The sequence below is a fragment of the Roseococcus sp. GW821-FHT12F05 genome, from assembly GCF_058806835.1.
Genome location: NZ_JBXAQB010000002.1, coordinates 186,951 through 204,663 on the forward strand (window position 1 = coordinate 186,951; position 17,713 = coordinate 204,663).

17 protein-coding genes are annotated in these 17,713 nt (G+C 70.0%); 10 read left to right on the forward strand and 7 right to left on the reverse strand.

The window, feature by feature from the left end; translation table 11 throughout:
* Positions 1 to 32: 32 nt before the first annotated feature.
* Positions 33 to 1,610, reverse strand: coding sequence for a PAS domain S-box protein (locus AC1ROY_RS05655; protein WP_493147616.1), 1,578 nt, complete (start codon positions 1,608 to 1,610; stop codon positions 33 to 35).
* 163 nt (positions 1,611 to 1,773) lie between these two features.
* Here AC1ROY_RS05655 and AC1ROY_RS05660 point away from each other — a divergent pair, with 163 nt between their 5' ends.
* The 8 genes from AC1ROY_RS05660 to AC1ROY_RS05695 all read left to right on the forward strand — a co-directional run bounded on the left by AC1ROY_RS05660 (position 1,774) and on the right by AC1ROY_RS05695 (position 9,038).
* A complete protein-coding gene (locus AC1ROY_RS05660; RefSeq protein ID WP_493147617.1) occupies positions 1,774 to 2,568 on the forward strand; it encodes an alpha/beta hydrolase in 795 nt (264 codons plus the stop codon).
* Positions 2,569 to 2,597: 29 nt separating this feature from the next.
* Entirely contained in the window at positions 2,598 to 3,797 is a 1,200-nt protein-coding gene (locus AC1ROY_RS05665) for an ABC transporter substrate-binding protein (RefSeq protein ID WP_493147618.1), read from the forward strand.
* Between the two features lie 119 nt (positions 3,798 to 3,916).
* The gene (locus AC1ROY_RS05670) at positions 3,917 to 4,837 is read left to right on the forward strand and encodes a branched-chain amino acid ABC transporter permease (RefSeq protein WP_493147619.1); all 921 of its coding nucleotides are present in this window, start codon (positions 3,917 to 3,919) and stop codon (positions 4,835 to 4,837) included.
* Entirely contained in the window at positions 4,834 to 5,757 is a 924-nt protein-coding gene (locus AC1ROY_RS05675) for a branched-chain amino acid ABC transporter permease (protein ID WP_493147620.1), read from the forward strand. The genes AC1ROY_RS05670 and AC1ROY_RS05675 overlap by 4 nt, the downstream gene beginning before the upstream one ends.
* Positions 5,750 to 6,505 carry an ABC transporter ATP-binding protein gene (locus AC1ROY_RS05680; protein ID WP_493147621.1) on the forward strand — a complete coding sequence of 252 codons (756 nt, stop codon included), beginning with the start codon at positions 5,750 to 5,752 and terminating at the stop codon, positions 6,503 to 6,505. The genes AC1ROY_RS05675 and AC1ROY_RS05680 overlap by 8 nt, the downstream gene beginning before the upstream one ends.
* Before the next feature lie 58 nt (positions 6,506 to 6,563).
* Entirely contained in the window at positions 6,564 to 7,265 is a 702-nt protein-coding gene (locus AC1ROY_RS05685; RefSeq protein WP_493147622.1) for an ABC transporter ATP-binding protein, read from the forward strand.
* 169 nt (positions 7,266 to 7,434) lie between these two features.
* On the forward strand, positions 7,435 to 7,875 hold the full coding sequence (locus tag AC1ROY_RS05690) for a cupin domain-containing protein (protein WP_493147623.1): 441 nt from the start codon (positions 7,435 to 7,437) through the stop codon (positions 7,873 to 7,875).
* Positions 7,872 to 9,038, forward strand: a complete 1,167-nt coding sequence (locus AC1ROY_RS05695; protein ID WP_493147624.1) for a Bcr/CflA family multidrug efflux MFS transporter — start codon at positions 7,872 to 7,874, stop codon at positions 9,036 to 9,038. The genes AC1ROY_RS05690 and AC1ROY_RS05695 overlap by 4 nt, the downstream gene beginning before the upstream one ends.
* A gap of 78 nt (positions 9,039 to 9,116) precedes the next feature.
* On the opposite strand, the gene AC1ROY_RS05700 is transcribed toward AC1ROY_RS05695, so the two are convergent.
* Positions 9,117 to 11,456, reverse strand: a complete 2,340-nt coding sequence (locus AC1ROY_RS05700) for a xanthine dehydrogenase family protein molybdopterin-binding subunit (RefSeq protein WP_493147625.1) — start codon at positions 11,454 to 11,456, stop codon at positions 9,117 to 9,119.
* Between the two features lie 239 nt (positions 11,457 to 11,695).
* Between AC1ROY_RS05700 and AC1ROY_RS05705 the strand changes: the two genes are divergently transcribed.
* A complete protein-coding gene (locus AC1ROY_RS05705; RefSeq protein WP_493147626.1) occupies positions 11,696 to 12,577 on the forward strand; it encodes a DMT family transporter in 882 nt (293 codons plus the stop codon).
* On the forward strand, positions 12,574 to 13,419 hold the full coding sequence (locus AC1ROY_RS05710; RefSeq protein WP_493147627.1) for an alpha/beta fold hydrolase: 846 nt from the start codon (positions 12,574 to 12,576) through the stop codon (positions 13,417 to 13,419). The genes AC1ROY_RS05705 and AC1ROY_RS05710 overlap by 4 nt, the downstream gene beginning before the upstream one ends.
* Here AC1ROY_RS05710 and AC1ROY_RS05715 read toward each other — a convergent pair.
* Genes AC1ROY_RS05715 through AC1ROY_RS05735 form a run of 5 tightly spaced genes read right to left on the reverse strand, consistent with a single transcriptional unit; the run spans position 13,364 to position 17,655 of the window.
* A complete protein-coding gene (locus AC1ROY_RS05715) occupies positions 13,364 to 14,530 on the reverse strand; it encodes an MFS transporter (protein ID WP_493147628.1) in 1,167 nt (388 codons plus the stop codon). The genes AC1ROY_RS05710 and AC1ROY_RS05715 overlap by 56 nt on opposite strands.
* Positions 14,527 to 15,444, reverse strand: a complete 918-nt coding sequence (locus tag AC1ROY_RS05720) for a 3-hydroxyacyl-CoA dehydrogenase family protein (protein WP_493147629.1) — start codon at positions 15,442 to 15,444, stop codon at positions 14,527 to 14,529. Before AC1ROY_RS05720 ends, AC1ROY_RS05715 begins: the two co-directional genes overlap by 4 nt.
* A complete protein-coding gene (greB, locus tag AC1ROY_RS05725; protein WP_493147630.1) occupies positions 15,441 to 15,977 on the reverse strand; it encodes a transcription elongation factor GreB in 537 nt (178 codons plus the stop codon). The genes AC1ROY_RS05720 and greB overlap by 4 nt, the downstream gene beginning before the upstream one ends.
* Positions 15,974 to 16,726 (reverse strand): SDR family NAD(P)-dependent oxidoreductase, encoded by a 753-nt coding sequence (locus AC1ROY_RS05730; protein WP_493147631.1) that lies wholly within the window; start codon positions 16,724 to 16,726, stop codon positions 15,974 to 15,976. Before AC1ROY_RS05730 ends, greB begins: the two co-directional genes overlap by 4 nt.
* Positions 16,723 to 17,655: a dihydrodipicolinate synthase family protein gene (locus AC1ROY_RS05735; protein ID WP_493147632.1), complete on the reverse strand. Its 933-nt coding sequence runs from the start codon at positions 17,653 to 17,655 to the stop codon at positions 16,723 to 16,725. The genes AC1ROY_RS05730 and AC1ROY_RS05735 overlap by 4 nt, the downstream gene beginning before the upstream one ends.
* Positions 17,656 to 17,713 lie beyond the last annotated feature (58 nt).

Below are 17,713 nucleotides of genomic sequence, written 5' to 3' on the forward strand. Positions count from 1 at the left end.
CGGACCATGTTCGACCCTTCCGAGACAGGCTCCTAGCCGGTGAGATGCGCCAAGGGGATGCGCAGCCGGATGACGACGCCGCCCGGCAGCCAGTCCCGCTCGATCTCGCCGCCGAGCCCCTGCACCGTGGCGCGCTCAAGCAGGCTGCCGAAGCCCTCCGTCATCTCGCGCAGGGTGACCGCCGGGCCGCCGATCTCCGTCCAGCTCAGCGCCAGCATCTCGTCCTCGATGGCGGCCTGCACCGCGAGCCACCCCGATTCCGTCGAGAGGGCGCCGTACTTGGCGGCATTGGTCGCGAACTCGTGCAACAGCAGCGCCAGCGAGGTCAGCGTCGAGCCGCGCAGCGGCACGTCCGCGCCCGTGATCGCCATGCGCGGCGCATCCGCATCGTCATGCGGCGCGATGATCGCGGCCAGCAGCGCGAAGAGGGTGGTGCCCCGCTCGCCCGTCATGTCGCCGCCAGGATCGGTGCCGCCGAGATCGGGCAGCGTCAGGTCGTGCGCGCGGGAGAGCGCCAGCACGCGCTCGCGCAGCGAGACCGCCAGCTCCTCGGCGCTCCGCGCCGAGTAGGCGCTGACCGAGATGAGCCCGGTCGTGACCGAGAAGAGGTTCTTGACCCGGTGGTTCATCTCACGCAGCAGCAGGCTCTGGCGCTGCTGCGCGCGCCTCCGCTCCGAGATGTCGCGCGCGATCTTGGAGGCGCCGATGATGACTCCCTGCGCGTCGCGCACGGGCGAGACGGTCAGCGAGATGTCGAGCGGGCTGCCGTCCTTGCGGCGGCGCACGGTCTCGTAGTGGTCCACCCGCTCGCCGCGGCGGATGCGGCCGATGATCTCCTCCTCCTCGTGCAGGCGCTCGTCGGGGATGAGGATGGTGATGTGCCGGCCCACGGCCTCGGCCGCCGTGAAGCCAAAGAGCCGCTCGGCGCTGGCGTTCCAGCTGGAGATGATGCCCTCCAGCGACTTGCTGAGGATGGCGTCGTCCGAGCTCTCGACGATGGCGGCGAGCCAGGCATTGGCCTCCTGCACCTGGCGCGTCGCCTCCACCCCGCGGCGCGCGGCCTCGAGCAGCCGGGCGTTGTCGATAGCGATGGCCGCATGGGCCGCGATGGCCTCGACCGTCTGCTCGGCCTCCTCGTCGAAGACGCCCGGCTCGTCATGCGCGAGGAAGAGGCCGCCGAGCACCTCGCCCGTGCGCGACAGGACCGGCACGGCGAGGTAGCTCACCACCGGCAGATGGCCTTCCGGCATGCCGAAATGCGGGTCGTTCCTGCCGAAGCGGGAATCCTGGCGGATGTCGTCGGAACGGACGATGCCGGTGCCGTCGAAGGTCGGGGCGAAGACCTCCGTCTTGCGCGGCATCGGGAAATTCTCGAAGGCCGAGCGCGGGGCGCCGGACAGGGTGTAGAGGCTGTAGGCCTCGCCCGAGGCGTCCGTCACATTGTAGAAGAAGGCGCCGAACTTCCCGCCCGACCACTGGGTGGCGGCGTCGGTGACGATCTGCACCAGCTCGGCCAGCTCGACATCGCCAGCGACGGCCTGGGCGATGTCGGAGAACATGCGCAACCGCTGGAGCTCGCGGGCGGCGGAGGCGGGTCCCTCGCTTCTCATACTACGCGCACTGGCTGTTCCAGGACCTTTTCGCTGTCCCCTGCCCCCGCGAATCCGGGCAGGCGATCGAGAGCCGACGATGGGCCCGGCCCGAAGCGTTTCCTATCAGAATGCCGGAGATGGCGGTAGAGGAAAGGGCTGAGCGTCCAGACCGCGGTGCAGCATGAATTTCGAAGAGAAAGAGTACAACAACCGGGCCCGCGTGCCCGGCCATCCCGCCGTCATCGCGGGCTGGATGCGGGATGCCGAGGCCTTCCGGGCAGGACATCCGCCGGAGGTGCTGGCCTATGGCCCCGGCCCGCGCGAGGCGGTGGATCTCTTCCTGCCGGCGGAGATCCGCGGCGTCGCGATGTTCTTCCACGGCGGCTACTGGCAGGCGCTCGACCGCGCCTCGGCGAGCCATTGCGCGGCGGGGCTGCTGGCCCACGGGATCGCAGTGGGCGTGCCGTCCTACGACCTCTGCCCCTCGGTGCCGCTGGCCCGCATCGTCGGACAGGCGGAGGCCGCGGCGCTGGCGCTGCACGCCCGGCTCGGGCGGCCGATGCTGGTCTCGGGCCATTCGGCGGGCGGGCATCTCTCGGCGATGCTGATGGCGCGGCTGCCGGCGGAGGTGGTGGCCGCGGCGCTGCCCGTCTCGGGCCTCTTCTGGCTGGAGCCGCTGATCCCCACCAGCCTCAATGCGGCGCTCGGCCTCGATGCGGCGACGGCGCGCGATCTCTCGCCGGCGCTGCTCCCCTCGCCCGGGCGCCCGCTGCATTGCGCCGTCGGCGGGGCGGAGAGCGGCGAGTTCCTGCGCCAGAGCCGCGAATTTTCCGAGCTCTGGGGTGGCTCCTGGGAGGCGCTCGATGGTCTCGACCACTTCACCGTCCTCGCCCCCTTGTCCCAGGCCGGCCATCCGCTGACGATGAGGGCCGCGAGGCTTGCATGGCAGGCCTGCGGCACGGTATCGAATATTTGAGGCTTCAAACAATTCGCGGAGAGCACCCCATGGCGTTCCAGGACCAACCGGGCTTCGCCCGCCGCACGCTCCTCGCCGGCAGCGGCGCCGCGGTCCTCGCCGCACCGGCCATCGCGCAGAACGCGCCCATCAAGATCGGCCTCGTCGCCGTGCTGACCGGCCCCGCGGCCTCGCTGGGCACCCATCTGCGCGACGGCTGGATGCTCGGCATGCGGCACCTGGACACCAAGCTCGGCGGCCGCCGCGTCGAGACCCTCGTCATCGACGACGAGCTGCGGCCGGACGTGGCCGTCACCAAGGTCCGCGCCGCGCTGGAGCGCGACAAGGTGGACTTCATCGTGGGTGTGGTCTTCTCCAACATCCTCGGCGCCATCATCCGCCCGGTGACGGATGCGGGGACCTTCCTCATCTCCACCAATGCCGGCCCGTCCACCCTCGCCGGCCGCGGCTGCAGCCCCTACTTCTTCACGACCAGCTACAACAACGACCAGGTCCATTCGGTGATGGGCCAGGTGGCGCAGGACTCCAACTACCGCCGCGTCTTCGTGATGACGCCCAACTACCAGGCCGGCCGCGACGCGGTGGCGGGCTTCAAGTCGAAGTTCCAGGGCACCATCGTGGACGAGGTCTACGTGCCGCTGACGCAGCTCGACTTCTCCGCCGAGCTCGCGCGCATCGCCTCGCTGCGGCCGGATGCGATCTTCACCTTCATGCCGGGCGGGCTCGGCGTGAACCTGGTGAAGCAGTACCGGCAGGCCGGGCTGGCCACGATCCCCTTCCTCTCCACCTTCACGGTGGACGAGGCGACGCTGCCCGCGCAGGGCGAGGCCGCGCTCGGCTTCTACGCCGCAGCGAGCTGGGCGCCGAACATGGACAATCCCGCGAACCAAGCTTTCGTGCGCGACTTCGAGGGCGTCTACAACTACGTGCCCGCGAGCTACGCGGCGCAGAGCTACGACGCGGCCCGGCTGCTCGATTCCGCGGTGAAGAAGGTGGGCGGCAACCTCACCGACAAGAACGCGCTGCGTAACGCCATCGCCGCCGCCGATTTCCAGAGCGTGCGCGGGCCCTTCCGCTTCGGCATCAACCAGTATCCGGTGCAGGATTTCTGGCAGCTCCAGGTCGCGCGCCGGGCGGATGGCCGGTTCCAGACGGAGACGGTGCGCAAGGTGCTCTCCGCCAACATCGACCCCTGGGCGCCCGAGTGCCGCATGCCGGTCCGCATCTAGTTCCCCACGAAATCGCTTCGCGCTTTCGCGGGGGGCCCCGGATTGGCACTTGATCCTGCAATGATGGCTCATCCTGCCGCGGCAAAGCCGCGACAGGGCCCCTGGGGGCGTATTTTCCTGTGAACGCCACGCTCCTCTTCGTGCAGGCGCTGAACGGGCTGCAGTTCGGCATCCTGCTCTTCCTGATCGCCGCGGGCCTCACGCTGGTCTTCGGCGTGATGGACTTCATCAACCTCGCCCACGGCGTGCAGTACATGGTCGGCGCCTATCTGGGCGCCACGCTCGCGGCCTGGACGGGCAGCTTCTGGGTGGGATTGCTGCTGACCCTGCCCGCCACGCTGGGCTTCGGGCTGCTGCTGGAGTTCCTCGTCTTCCGCCACTTCTACGACCGCGACCACCTCTCGCAGGTGCTCGCCACCTTCGGCGTCATCCTCTTCCTGAACGAGGGCATGCGGGTGCTCTTCGGCACCGCGCCGCTGCAGATGCCCCTGCCCGAGGCGCTGAGCGGCGGCGTCACGGTCATGGACGGGCTGCTCTACCCGACCTACCGCATCGCCATCCTGATCGTCGGCCTCGCCGTTGCCGGCCTGCTCTGGTTCCTGGTCGAGCGCACGCGGGCCGGCATGCTGGTCCGCGCCGGTGCCAGCAACGCGCCCATGGTGAGCGCGCTCGGCGTCGACATCCGGCGGCTCTTCATGCTGGTCTTCGGCTTCGGCGCCATGCTCGCGGGCTTCGCCGGCGCGCTGGCGGCGCCCATCCTGTCGGTCGAGCCCGGGATGGGCGACACGCCGCTGATCCTGGCCTTCGTGGTGATCGTGATCGGCGGGATCGGCAGCATCCGCGGGGCCTTCCTCGCGGCGCTGCTGGTGGGCCTGGTGGAGACACTGGGGCGCGGCATGATGCCGGACCTCATGCGCCTCGTCATGGATCCCTCGGCCGCGCGGCAGACGGGCGCGGCGCTGGCCTCCATGCTGGTCTATATCGTGATGGCGGCGATCCTGACGTTTCGCCCCGCTGGCCTCTTCCCGGCCCGCCGATGAAAGGACGGGAATTCGCCGTCCCGCTCGCGATATTCGCGCTGCTGGCCCTCGCCCCCTTCATCGGCTTCGGCCAGGGCCATTCGCTGACCCTGCTGGCGCGCGCGATGATCTTCGGCATGGCGGCGATCTCGCTCTCGCTGATCGTCGGCGGCGCGGGGCTGGTCAGCCTGGGGCACGCGGCGATGCTGGGCGTCGGTGCCTATGCCGTGGTGGTGCTGGACCATGCGCGCATCACCGAGGCCTGGATGGTGGTGCCCATCGCCCTCGCGGCCTCGGCGGGTTTCGCGGCGGTGACGGGGGCGATCGCGATCCGCACCTCCGGCGTGCATTTCATCATGATCACGCTGGCCTTCGGGCAGATGGCTTTCTTCGCGACATCCTCGCTCGCCATCTACGGCGGGGACGACGGCTACACGCTCTACGGCCGCACGGAGCTGTTCGGAACGCGCGCGCTGGAAGGGCGCCTCTTCTTCCACTTCGCCTGCCTCGCGCTGCTGATCCTGTGCTGGGCGCTGGTGCAGGCTCTGCTGCTCAGTCGGTTCGGCCGTGTGCTGCGCGCGGCGCGGGAAAACGAGATCCGCGCGCAGGCGGTGGGCTTCGAGCCCTATCGCTACCGCCTGGTGGCCTATGCCATCGCCGGCGCCATCGGCGGGCTGGCGGGCGTGCTGCTGGCCAATGGGACGGAGTTCGTGGCGCCGGCCTATCTCACCTGGCAGCGCAGCGGCGACTTGCTCTTCATGGTGATCCTGGGCGGCGCGGCCGGGCCGCATGGCGCGCTGATGGGGGCGCTGGCCTTCATCCTCATCGAGGAATGGCTTGCCCATGTCACCGAGCACTGGCGGCTGATCTTCGGACCGCTGCTCATCCTCTGCGTCTACTATATGCGTGGCGGCATCGCCGGGCTGCTGCGCCGTGGCTGAAGCCCTTCTCGAACTGCGGAACCTGCGAAAGAGCTTCGGCGGGCTGGTCGTCACGGACGACGTCTCGCTCGACCTGCGCCAGGGCGAGATCCACGCACTGATCGGCCCGAACGGCGCGGGCAAGACCACGCTGATCCACCAGATCAGCGGCACGCTGGCGCCGGATTCGGGGCAGGTCGTCTTCGCGGGCGAGGACGTGACGCGGCTCTCGCTGGCCCGCCGGGCGCGGCGCGGGCTGGCGCGCAGCTTCCAGATCACCAGCATCGTTCCCGGCTTCTCCGCGATCGAGAACGTGGCGCTGGCCGTGCAGGCGCGCAGCGGCTCCTCCTTCCGCTTCTTCCGGCCAGCCGGCAGCGAAGCCGCGCTGAACGACCAGGCCATGGAGGCCCTGGCCGAGGTCGGGCTGGAGCGCCGCGCCGCCGCCTCCGCCGCCGTGCTCTCGCATGGCGAGAAGCGACAGCTGGAGCTCGCCATCGCGCTCGCCATGCGGCCACGCCTGCTGCTGCTGGACGAGCCCCTCGCCGGCACGGGCGCCGAGGAGGCCGAGCGGCTGATGCGCATCCTGGGCGGCCTGCGCGAGCGTTACGGCATCCTGCTCATCGAGCACGACATGCCCGCCATCTTCGCGCTGGCCGACCGGATCTCGGTCCTGGCGCAGGGTCGCGTGATCGCCACGGGCACCAAGGACGAGATCCGCGCGAATCCCGTCGTCCGCGACGCCTATCTCGGCGAGGAGGAGGAGGCATGATCCGCGCCGCCGATTCACGCCTCCGGGCCTTCGCCCTTCGGCGATTGGAGGCGAGCTGATGCTGTGGGTGGAAGGCCTCGCCGCCGCCTATGGCCAGAGCCAGGCGCTCTCCGACGTCACCCTCAGCGTGGAGGCCGGCGAGGTCGTGACGCTGCTCGGCCGCAACGGCATGGGCAAGACGACGACGATCCGCGCCGTCATGGGCCTGCTCCGCAGCGTCGGCGGGCGCGTCACCGGCGGCGGAATCCGCTTCGGCGATGCGGAGCTGATCGGACAGCCGCCGCATGTCATCGCGCGGCGCGGCATCGGGCTGGTGCCGGAAGGGCGGCAGATCTTCCCGACGCTCTCCGTGGAGGAGAACCTGATCGCCACCTCCCGCCCCGGCCGCTGGAGCCTGGATTCGGTCTACGCCCTCTTCCCGCGCCTGCGCGAGCGGCGCGGCAATTCCGGCCGCAACCTTTCGGGCGGCGAGCAGCAGATGCTGGCCATCGGCCGCGCGCTGATGACCGACCCGAAGCTGCTCATCCTCGACGAGGCCACGGAAGGCCTGGCGCCGCTGATCCGCGCCGAGATCTGGTCGGTGCTGGGACAGCTGAAGTCCGAGGGGCAGGCCATCCTGCTCATCGACAAGAACCTGTCCGCCGTGATGCGCCTCGCCGACCGGCACGTGATCATCGAGCGCGGCCGCACCGTCTGGACCGGCGACAGTGCCGCCCTCGCGGAAGCGCCGCAATTGCGCGAGCAGTACCTTCACGTCTAGCGATACGGGCGAGCGGATGCACGCCTCCGGGCTTTCACCCTTCGGCGATCCGCTGGATACCCATGCGGTGCCGGCAGCCCAGGGACCGCGATGGCGGCCTTGGCCCGGCCACCCAACCGTGCTGCGGTGCAACAAGCGAGTGCCGCCGCGTAACAGAGGAGAGGCATCCATGACTGAAACCGCAGGAATCACCCGCGCCGCCACCGGGCTCGACGGCGTCACCTGGAACATCCTGGGCCAGACCTATCACCCCAAGGCCGCCACCGAGGATTGCTTCGCCTTCGAGGCGCTGTCCCCGCCCGGCACCTTCGTGCCGCCACACATCCACCCGACGCAGGACGAGTACATCCTGATGCTCGAGGGCGAGTGGAAACTGATCCTCGACGGACAGACCCACCACGCCAAGGCCGGCGACCTCGTGCGCATGCCGCGCGGCATCATGCACGGCTATTTCAACGAGAGCGGCAATCCCGGCCGCGCCTTTTTCTGGGTCAGCCCGGCGCGCCGGCTGCACGACCTGTTCAAGGCCATCCACAACGTGCCCGATCCGGCCGAGGTCGTCCGCCTCTCCGCGCTGCACGAAGTGGAATTCCTGCCGCCCCCTGCATGAGTCGTCAGAACCGGCTGGCCCTGCTGCTGGGCCTGCTCACCGCCTTCGCACCCCTGTCGATCGACATGTACCTCTCGTCCCTACCCGATATCGGGACGAGCCTGGGGGTCGGTATCGAAAAGGCGCAGCTCACGCTGGCGGCCTATTTCCTCGGCCTGGGCACGGGGCAGCTCGTGCACGGGCCGCTCGCCGACCGGCTGGGGCGGCGGCCGCCGCTCTTCGTGGGGCTCGTGGTCTATACGATCGCCTCAGCGCTCTGCGCCATGGCCACCAGCATCGACGCGCTGATCCTGCTGAGGCTGTGCCAGGCGCTGGCGGGCTGCGCGGGGATGGTGATCGCCCGCGCGGTGGTGCGAGACGTCGCGCATGAGATCGACCCGATCAAGCTCATGGGCCGGCTGATGCTCATCATGGGCGTGGCGCCGATCCTGGCGCCGCTCATGGGTGGCTATCTGGCCGCGGCGCTGGGGTGGCGCGCGATCTTCTGGTTCCTGTCCGGCGTGGGCGCGGTCGCGCTGATCCTCTGCACTTTCTTCCTGCCGGAGACCCTGGCGCCGGAAAGGCGGCAGCGCGCCTCCTTCCCCACGGTGCTGGGGAGCTACCTGTCGCTGATCCTCGACCGGCGGTTCCTGGCGACCGCGATGGTCTCCGGCCTCACCATGGGCGGGATGTTCGCCTATATCGCCGGCTCGCCCTTCGTCTTCATCTCGATCTACGGCGTGCCGCCGGAGCATTACGGGCTGTTCTTCGGCTCGGGCGCGGCGGGCTTCATCCTGATGTCGCAGTTCGGCGGCCGCCTCGCCGCGCGCTACGGGCGCGACAGGGTGTTCACGATCGGCGTGGCCGGCGTGGCCTGCTGCGGCGTGGCGCTGACGAGCTTCGTGCTGCTGGGTGCGCCCTTCCTCGCGGTCTATGCGTCGATCGTGCTGTACATCGCGCTGCTGGGCGTGGTGGTGCCGATCGGCAGCGTGCTGGCGATCACGCCCTTCCCGCACATCGCAGGCACGGCCTCGGCGCTGCTGGGCACCTTGCAGTTCGGCTTCGGCGCGATCGCGGGCTCGCTGGTCTCGGCGCTGCACAACGGCACGGCGCTGCCGATGGCGATCACGCTCGGTCTCGCGGGCGTTTGCGCGATCGGCGCGCGGCTGCTGCTGCACAGATAGGATCCAGGGACTTGTAGTCCCTGGTGGGTGGGTTGGCCCCGAAGGGGAGACAATGAGGAGGGCGGTGCCCTCCTCAAGTCACCCGTGAATGGCCCGCCAGATCTTCTCGGGCGTCGCCGGCATGTTCATGTGCGTGACGCCCATCGGCCGCAGCGCGTCCACGATCGCGTTCATGACGGCCGGCAGCGACCCGGCGCAGCCCGCCTCGCCGCAGCCCTTGGCGCCGAGCGGGTTGGTCTTGCAGGGCACGGGATGGCTGGCGAACTGGAAGCTCGGCACGTCCTCGGCGCGGGGCAGGCCGTAGTCCTGGAAACTGCCGGAGAGAAGCTGCCCGTCCTCGGAGAAGGCGACGAACTCGTAGATCGCCTGGCCGATGCCCTGGACGATGCCGCCATGCGCCTGGCCCTGGACCAGCAGCGGATTCACGATCACGCCGAAGTCGTTGACCGTGACGTAGTTCACGAACTTCACCGTGCCGACATCGGGATCGATCTCCACCTCGGCGACGTGGCAGCCGTTGGGGAAGGCCATCGGCGCCTCCTGAAAGACATGGGTGACGTCCAGCGTGTCCGGGATATCGTCCTGCTTCGGCATCTCCTTCAGCTTAGCGGCCAGCTCCATGATGCCGATGCTGCGGTCCGTGCCGGCGACGGTGAAGACGCCGTCGTCGAACTCGATGTCGGCGACGGCGGTCTCCATCACATGCGCGGCGACCTGGCGGCCCTTCTCGACGACGATCGCCGAGGCCTCCACGATGGCCGCGCCCGAGGCCATGATCGACTTCGACCCGCCCGTGCCGCCGCCGGCGATGAGCTCGTCGCTGTCGCCCTGGAGCAGGCGCACGGCCTCGAAGGGCACGCCGAGATGCTGGTGCAGCACCTGCGCGAAGGGGCTCCAATGCCCCTGCCCGTAGTCGAGCGTGCCGGTGATGATGGTGACGGTGCCGTCATCGCCGAAGCGGATGCCGCCCTGCTCCTTCTGGGGCGGCGCGGTGCACTCGAGGAAATTGCCGATGCCGATGCCGCGGAGCATCCCGCGTTGCTTCGCCGCGGCGCGGCGCGCCTCGAAGCCCGCGAAATCCGCGGCCTCCAGCGCCTGGTCGAGGATCGCGGAGAAGTCGCCGCCGTCATAGATGCTGCCGCTCGCGGCGGAATAGGGCATTTGCTCGGGCTTGATGTGGTTGAGCTTGCGCAGCTCGATGGGCGATTTCCCCATCGCGCGCGCGGCCTCCTCGATGAGGCGCTCCATGTAGTAGTTGGCCTCCGGCCGGCCGGCGCCGCGATAGGCGGTGACAGGCACGGAGTTGGTGAGGATGCAGCGCGTGTGCACCTCCAGCAGCGGAGTCGCGTAGTTGGCCTGGATGTTCTTCGAGTAGTTGCCCGTGGCCATGTTGGGCCCGACATTGGTCATGTAGGCGCCCATGTTGGCGAAGCTGGTGAGGCGCACCGCCAGGAATTTTCCATCCGCGTCCAGCGCGAGCTCCGCCTCGACCTCGTGGTCGCGCCCATGTGCGTCGGACTGGAAGGAGCCGGAACGCTCGTCCGTCCATTTCACGGGGCGTCCGAGGATCTTCGCGGCGTGCAGCACCGGCAGGTACTCCGGATAGACCGAGGCCTTCATGCCGAAGCTGCCGCCGACATTGCCGGTCAGCACGCGGACCTTGTTCCTGGGCATCTTGAGCACGTCGTCGGCCAGCTGGTTGCGCAGGCCGAAGACGCCCTGGCAGCCGACGCGCAGCACGAAGCGGCCGGTCTCGGCTTCGTACTCGCCGATGGCGCTGCGCGGCTCCATGGCGGCCACCACGATCCGGTTGTTGCGGATGGACAGCTTCTGCACATGCGCCGCGCCGGCGAAGGCCTCGGCCACCTTCTCGGCATTGCCGAAGCGGAAGTCGAGCACCTGGTTGCCGGGGATGTCGTCGTAGAGCTGCGCCGCGTCCGGCGCGGCGGCGGCCGAGGCCTCGGTCGCCGCCGGCAGCGTCTCGACATCCAGGAAGATCATCTCCGCCGCATCCTTGGCCTGGGCCTTGGTATCCGCGACGACGACCGCGACCGGGTCGCCCACGAAGCGCAGCCGGTCCTTGGCCAGCGCCGCGCGCCGCGTCGTGCGCAGCGGCGTGCCGTCGATGCTCTTGAGCGGCATCGCGCAGACCAGCTCGCCGTAGTCGCCGAGGTCGTCGGCCGTGAGGACCATGTGCACACCCGGCGCGGCCTTGGCCTCGCTGATGTCGATGGAATTCAGGGTCGCATGCGCATAGGGGCTGCGCAGGACATGGGCGTAGAGCTGGTTGGGCAGCGACAGGTCGTCCGTGTAGCGCCCCTGCCCCTTGAGGAGCTTCGGGTCCTCCTGCCGGGGCACGGGCTGGCCGATGCCGAACTTCATGCGCGTGGGGTCGAAGGGCAGGCTGGCGTCGGGCATCGCTTCGGTCCTTGAGCAGCTTCCGGCAGGCGGAAGGCGCGGCACAACAAAGCCCGACGCATGAGCGGGATCTTGCGAGACGTTCATGCTTCGGGCTTTGCGAGGATGGTAGGCGCCAAGGACGTTTACGCAAAGACCGGGGGGCTTCCGCAAAGATGCGTGCCGCGTCACGCTGCGAGGCATCCAGGAAAGCCGATGAATTTTTCGCCCGACTGCGCCCCACGAAAGCATCCCATCGCGTGAGCCCGACCATCCTCGGCATGCTCTACGCGGTGGCCGCCGGCATCACCCTTTGCGGCCTCAACGTCGTCCTGCGGCTGCTCTCCGAGGACCTGCCGACCTTCCAGGTGCAGTTCATGCGCTACTTCATGGGGTTGGTGGCCGTGCTGCCCTGGGTGTTCCGCGACGGGCTCGCCGCCTACCGGACGCGCAGCCTCACAGGGCAGCTCGTGCGCGGGGCCGTGCATGCCTCCGGCCTGTTCCTCTGGTTCGCGGCGCTGCCGCTGATCCCCTTCTCCGAGCTCATCGCGATCGGCTTCACGAGCCCGATCTTCATCATGATCGGCGCGGTGATCTGGCTGAAGGAGGAGATGTTCTGGCAGCGCTGGGTCGCGGGCCTGCTGGGCTTTCTGGGCGTGCTGGTGGTGGTCTGGCCGGGGCTGCAGGGCAGCGCGGGCGGCGGCGCGAACTGGGGCTCCCTGATGATGCTGGCCTCCTCGCCGCTCTTCGCCGCCTCCTTCCTGATCACCAAGGCCCTGGCGCGCCGCGATTCGCCGACGGTGATCGTCGCCTGGCAGGCCCTGACCGTGACGCTCTTCACCCTGCCCGTGGCGCTCTACGTCTGGGTCTGGCCGACGCCCTGGCAATGGGCGGTGGCGCTGGTCTGCGGCGCGATGGGCAGCCTCGGGCACTGGTTCCTGACGCATGCCTACCGGCTCGCGGACATCTCCACCACGCAGCCCGTGCGGTTCCTGGACATGATCTGGGCCGCGAGCCTGGGTTACATCTTTCTCTCCGAGATCCCCTCCACCTCGACGCTGCTCGGCGCCGCGGTCATCTTCCTCTCAACCACCTGGATCGCCCGCGTCGAGGCGCGGCGCGGAAGGAGCCTGCCTGCATGACCGCCGAGATCGACGACCTCGAAGCCCGCGCCCAGCTCACCCACACGCCCTGCGGCGACGGGACCATCTCCTGGCGCAGCTGGGGCGACAGGCCCGAGATCCTGGTGCTGCTGCATGGCGGCTCGGGGAGCTGGCGGCACTGGCTGCGCAACATCGACGCGCTGTCCGCGCGTTACCGGGTGGTCGCGGCCGATATCCCCGGCCTCGGCGAGAGCGCCATGCCGCCGGACCCCAAGGACATCTACGACGTCGCGCGGCCGCTGGCCGCGGGGATCGCGACGCTGCTGGGGCCGGCGCGGCGCTACCACCTCGCCGGCTTCTCCTTCGGCGCCAATGTCGGCGGGCACCTGGCCGCGCTGGAGGGCGAGCACATCCGCACGGTGACGGTGGTGGGCGCGGCCTCGCTCGGCCTCCCGCGGCCGCCGCTGGACCTGCTGAAGGTGCGCGACAAGCAGGGGGCGGAGCGCCGCGCGGCGAACGCCGAAAACCTCGCGCGGCTGATGATCCGGGACCGCTCGAAGATCGACGACACCTCGCTCGACATCCAGGAGTACAACACCCAGCACGCGCGCTTCCGCAGCCGCGGCTTCGCCTCGGGCGACAGCCTGAAGGAGGCGCTGAAGCTGGCGAAGGCGCCGATCAACGGCATCTGGGGCGAGATGGACACGGTGGCCTGGCCCAACGTGCCGGCGCGACTCGACGTGCTCAGGGAGATCGACCCGACGCTGCTCTCCCATGTGGTCATGGGCGCCGGGCATTGGGTCGCCTACGAGGCGGCCGAGGAGTTCAACGCGGCGCTTCTTCGGATTCTGGCTGAACGCGAAGCCAGTACAGGCCGATGAAGGCCGCGACCGAGAGGCCGATGGTGAGCCAGAGCGCGGCGACGCCGTAGCCCTCGACAAAGAAGCCGAAGACGGCCGGCGCCAGCGCGGAGAGGAAGCGCCCCGGCGCCACGATCAGCCCCTGCCGCGCGCCATAGCCGGCCGCGCCGAAGACCGCGAGCGGCAGCGTGCCGCGCACGATGGTCAGGATGCCGTTGCCCGCCCCGTGGATCACGGCGAAGCCCATGGCCGCCGGCGCGCCGAAGGCCAGCAGCAGCGCGGCCGCGATCGGATGGCTGATCTGCGCGAGCTTCGCCGAGAGCAGCGGATGCGCCTTGCGCAGCAGCGTGAACTCCAGCACCCGCGCGCCGACCTGGGCCGGCCCGAGCAGCGCGCCGGCGGCGATGGCCGCGGCCGGGGTGGCGCCGGCGGCCAGCAGCAGCGCGGGCAGGTGCGCGCCCAGCGCCGCGGCGGTGAAGGAGCTGACCGAGAAGATCGCGGCCATCAGGATCGCGGAGCGACGCGTCGCCTGCGCCGCGGCCGTCGGGAGCGGCTTGGGTGGCGCCATATCCCTCACCCCGGCACGGGGCAGCAGCAGGTTCAGCGGCAGCGCCACCAGGAGCTGGATGGCGATCCAGCCGAGGCATGCGCCCCGCCAGCCCCATTCTGCCTCCATCGCCGCGGTGAGCGGCCAGCCGACCGTGCTCGCGAAGCCCGCGATGAGGGTGATGCCGGTGATCGCGCTGCGCGCCTCTTTGCCGTAGAGCCGCGCCAGGGTGGCGAAGCCGGCCTCGTAGAGGCCCATGCCCATGGCGATGCCCATCACGAGCCAGCCCGCGAAGAGCAGCACCGGGCCGTTGGCCAGCGAGAGGATCGCAAGCCCCGCCGCGAAGACCAGGTTGGCGGCGGCCAGCACCCCTCGCCCGCCCTGCCGGTCGATGACCGCGCCGACGCGCGGCCCCAGCACGGCCGAGATGAGCATGGCGCAGGAGAAGGCCACGAAGACCGTCGCGGTGGTCACGCCGGTGTCGCGCGCCATGGCCGCGGCGAGGATGGCCGGCAGGTAGTAGCTGCCGGCCCAGGCGAGGGTCTGCGTCGTACCGAGGACCAGGACGACGCGCGATTTCGTCATGCTTCGTCGCGCAGCAGCGGCTGGGCGGCGGCGAGCACCCGCTCGTAGCGGGCGCGCTCGGCGGCGGTCTTCTCCGGCGGCCAGTCGCGATAGCCGCGGCCGGTCTTGGGGCCGAGGCGGTTCTCCGCGACCAGCTTCGCGAGGCCCGGCGAGGGCTCCGGGCTGGTGTTCAGGCTCGGATAGATGGTGGCGGCCGCGGCCAGCTGGGTCTCCAGCCCGGCCAGCTCCTTCTGCAGGATCGGGCCGGCCGCGAGGTAGCGGAAGCCGAAGCAGTAGCGCACGGCGCGGTCCACGTCCTCGGCGGTGGCGAGGCCGGAATCGATGCAGGAGAAGGCCTCGCGCATCAGCGCGTGCTGGATGCGGTTGGCGAGAAAGCCCGGCTCGTCGCGCGAGACGCGGATGGGCATGCGGCCGAGGCTCTCCATGATGGCGAAGAAGCGGTCTACGACCCAGTCCTCGGTCGCCTCGCCCTTCACGACCTCGACGCCGGGGACGAGATGCGCCGGCAGGAAGAAGTGCAGGTTGCACATGCGGGACTTCGTCACGCAGTCCCTGGAGATCTCGGTGATGCGGTAACCCGAGGCGTTGGAGCCGATGGGGATGCCGGCCGGGACCATGCTGTCCAGCGCGCCGAAGACCTGGCGCTTCAGCTCCATCCGCTCCGGCGCGGCCTCGACGACGCAGGCGACTTCGGCGAAGGGCATCTCCCCGATGGCGGCGAAGAGCGTGAGGCACGCCTCCAGCGCCGGATCGGCGCCGAGCTGGGACAGCGAGAGGCGCACACGCTCGCGCTTCGCCGGCCAGGCGTCGGTCGCCGGCTCCTGCGCCACCACCTTCCATCCGCCGGCGAGGAAGATCGCGGAGATGTCGCAGCCCATCAGGCCCATGCCGATGACGGCGGCTGTCTCGCTCATGCTTCCCGCTCCGGATAGAAAATCCTCACCACTTCGATCTCCTCGACGCCCGAAGGCGTGCGCAGCTTGATCAGGTCGCCCTGCCGCTTGCCCAGCAGCGCCCGCGCCACCGGCGAGACCCAGGAGATGCGGCTCAGATTCGCATCCGCCTCCTCCATGCCCACGATGGTCACGGTCACCTCGGAATCATCCTCCCGCGCATAGGTGACGGTGGCGCCGAAGAAGACCTGGTCGCGCCGCTTCTGGTCGCGCGGATCCACCACCTCCGAGCGGGCCAGCCGACGGCGGATGAAGCGCACGCGGCTGTCGATCTGGCGCAGGCGGCGCTTGCCGTACTGGTAGTCGGCGTTCTCGCTGCGGTCGCCAAGCGCCGCAGCCCAGGAGACGATCTCCGTCACCTTGGGGCGCTCACCGTGCCAGAGCTCGTGGAGCTCGGCCTGGAGCGCGGCGTAGCCATCGGGCGTCATGTAGAAGGGCGTGCCGGGAGGGACGCCGGGCGGGCCCTCATCCTCGTCATCATCGTCCTGACTCATGGCATGTAGAGGCCGCCATTCACGTGATAGACCTGCCCGGTGATCCAGCTCGCCTGCTCGGAGGCGAGGAAGCAGGCCATCTCGGCCGTGTCCTCCGGCCGCCCGATGCGCGAGAGGGGGATGGCCTTCACCCGCTCGGCGATCTGCGCCTCGCTGTTGCCGTAGCGCGGCTGCGCCGTGTCCGAGAGGCCGGGCGCGATGGCGTTGATGCGGATGCCCTTCCCCGCCAGCGCGAGCGCGACCGAGCGCGTGACGCCGATCAGCCCGTTCTTGCTCGCGGAGTAGTGCACGCCGCGCGGATCGCCCCGCACCGCCGAGGAGGAGAGCAGAACCGCCGCGCCGGGCTTCCCGGCCGCGACCAGCGCCCGCGCGAAGAGCTGCGTCTGGAAGGCGGCCGCCTTGAGGTTCACGCCCTGGACGGCATCCCACATCTCCTCGGTGAGCTCGAGGAAGTCCGCGCGCGGGAAGATGCCCGCGTTGCAGACGAGGATGTCAGGGGTGCCGAGCAGGCGCTCGGTCTCGGATTGCAGATAGACCCGGCCCTCCGTGGTGCCGATGTCGGCCTGGATGGCCACGGCGCGCCCACCGCATTCGCGCGCCTTGGTGGCGACCGCCTCGCCGGCCTCCTGGTCGTCGAGCCAGTTCACCGCGACATCGGCGCCGTCGCGTGCCATGGCGGCGCAGATCGCCGCGCCGATGCCCTGCTGCGCGCCCGTGACGAGGGCGATGCGTCCCTTGAGCCGGCTCATTCGGCGGCGAGCTTCAGGGCGACGGGATCGCGGCGCGCGAGGCGGGCCAGCATCGCATCCACCTCCGCGCGCGTGGCATCGGAGAGTTTCGGCCCCGGCGCGCGCACCGTCGGATGCGCGATGATCCCGCGTCGCGTCAGCACATATTTGCGCACGGCCAATCCGAGGCCCGGCTGATGCTCGGTGCGAATCAGCGGGAGATGCGCCTCGAAGAGGTCCATCGCTGAATCCTGCTGGCCGGAGGCGAGCAGCGCGCGGATGCGCACCAGCATCTCCGGGAAGGCATAGCCGGTCATGACGCCGTCGCTGCCGCGCATGGTCTCCTCCGGCAGGAAGAGGCCGCCATTGCCACCGTAGATGGCGATGCGGCGCATCTCGCCGGACTTCATCATCCCGGCCAGCGTGGTGATCTTGTCGAGGCCGGGCCAGTCCTCGGCCTTCAGCATCACGCAGCGCGGGTCGGCGGCCAGCGCCGCGATCACACGGGGCGGCAGGACGATGCCGTTGGACTGCGGATAATCCTGCAGCACCCAGGGCGCCGGCGCGACAGCCTCGGCCGCGCCCTGCAGCCAGGCGAGCGCACCGTCGTCGCCGCGCAGGCCCGCAGGCGGCGCGATCATCACGCCCGCGGCCCCCGCCTCCATCGCGCGCTGCGCCAGCGCCCGCATCGGCGCATAGCCCGGCGCCGAGACGCCCACGATCACCGGCAGCCCGCTCGCATGCCTGAGCACGATGCGCACCAGCCGCATCGCCTCCTCCGCATCGAGCTTCGGCGCCTCGCCCATGATGCCGAGGATGGTGAGGCCCGTGGCGCCCGTCGCCGCATAGGCCTCGGTCATGCCGGCCGCGCTCCGCTCGTCCAGCGCGCCGTCGGGCGTGAAGGGCGTCGGGCAGATGACGCAGACGCCGGACGCATCGGATGTGAGCATGGGCTTCTCCTCCTGGATCGGGAAAACTAAACCCGATGTCAGCCGCTGCGAAGGATGG

What these genes read in the sequence shown, in the direction of transcription:
- AC1ROY_RS05685 (WP_493147622.1), top strand. Translation starts at nt 6,564, where the DNA reads ATGCTGTGGGTGGAAGGCCTCGCCGCCGCCTATGGCCAGAGCCAGGCG.
- AC1ROY_RS05735 (WP_493147632.1), bottom strand. Translation starts at nt 17,655, where the DNA reads ATGCTCACATCCGATGCGTCCGGCGTCTGCGTCATCTGCCCGACGCCC.
- AC1ROY_RS05665 (WP_493147618.1), top strand. Translation starts at nt 2,598, where the DNA reads ATGGCGTTCCAGGACCAACCGGGCTTCGCCCGCCGCACGCTCCTCGCC.
- AC1ROY_RS05655 (WP_493147616.1), bottom strand. Translation starts at nt 1,610, where the DNA reads ATGAGAAGCGAGGGACCCGCCTCCGCCGCCCGCGAGCTCCAGCGGTTG.
- AC1ROY_RS05675 (WP_493147620.1), top strand. Translation starts at nt 4,834, where the DNA reads ATGAAAGGACGGGAATTCGCCGTCCCGCTCGCGATATTCGCGCTGCTG.
- AC1ROY_RS05660 (WP_493147617.1), top strand. Translation starts at nt 1,774, where the DNA reads ATGAATTTCGAAGAGAAAGAGTACAACAACCGGGCCCGCGTGCCCGGC.
- AC1ROY_RS05730 (WP_493147631.1), bottom strand. Translation starts at nt 16,726, where the DNA reads ATGAGCCGGCTCAAGGGACGCATCGCCCTCGTCACGGGCGCGCAGCAG.
- AC1ROY_RS05700 (WP_493147625.1), bottom strand. Translation starts at nt 11,456, where the DNA reads ATGCCCGACGCCAGCCTGCCCTTCGACCCCACGCGCATGAAGTTCGGC.
- AC1ROY_RS05720 (WP_493147629.1), bottom strand. Translation starts at nt 15,444, where the DNA reads ATGAGCGAGACAGCCGCCGTCATCGGCATGGGCCTGATGGGCTGCGAC.
- AC1ROY_RS05715 (WP_493147628.1), bottom strand. Translation starts at nt 14,530, where the DNA reads ATGACGAAATCGCGCGTCGTCCTGGTCCTCGGTACGACGCAGACCCTC.
- AC1ROY_RS05695 (WP_493147624.1), top strand. Translation starts at nt 7,872, where the DNA reads ATGAGTCGTCAGAACCGGCTGGCCCTGCTGCTGGGCCTGCTCACCGCC.
- AC1ROY_RS05690 (WP_493147623.1), top strand. Translation starts at nt 7,435, where the DNA reads ATGACTGAAACCGCAGGAATCACCCGCGCCGCCACCGGGCTCGACGGC.
- AC1ROY_RS05710 (WP_493147627.1), top strand. Translation starts at nt 12,574, where the DNA reads ATGACCGCCGAGATCGACGACCTCGAAGCCCGCGCCCAGCTCACCCAC.
- greB (WP_493147630.1), bottom strand. Translation starts at nt 15,977, where the DNA reads ATGAGTCAGGACGATGATGACGAGGATGAGGGCCCGCCCGGCGTCCCT.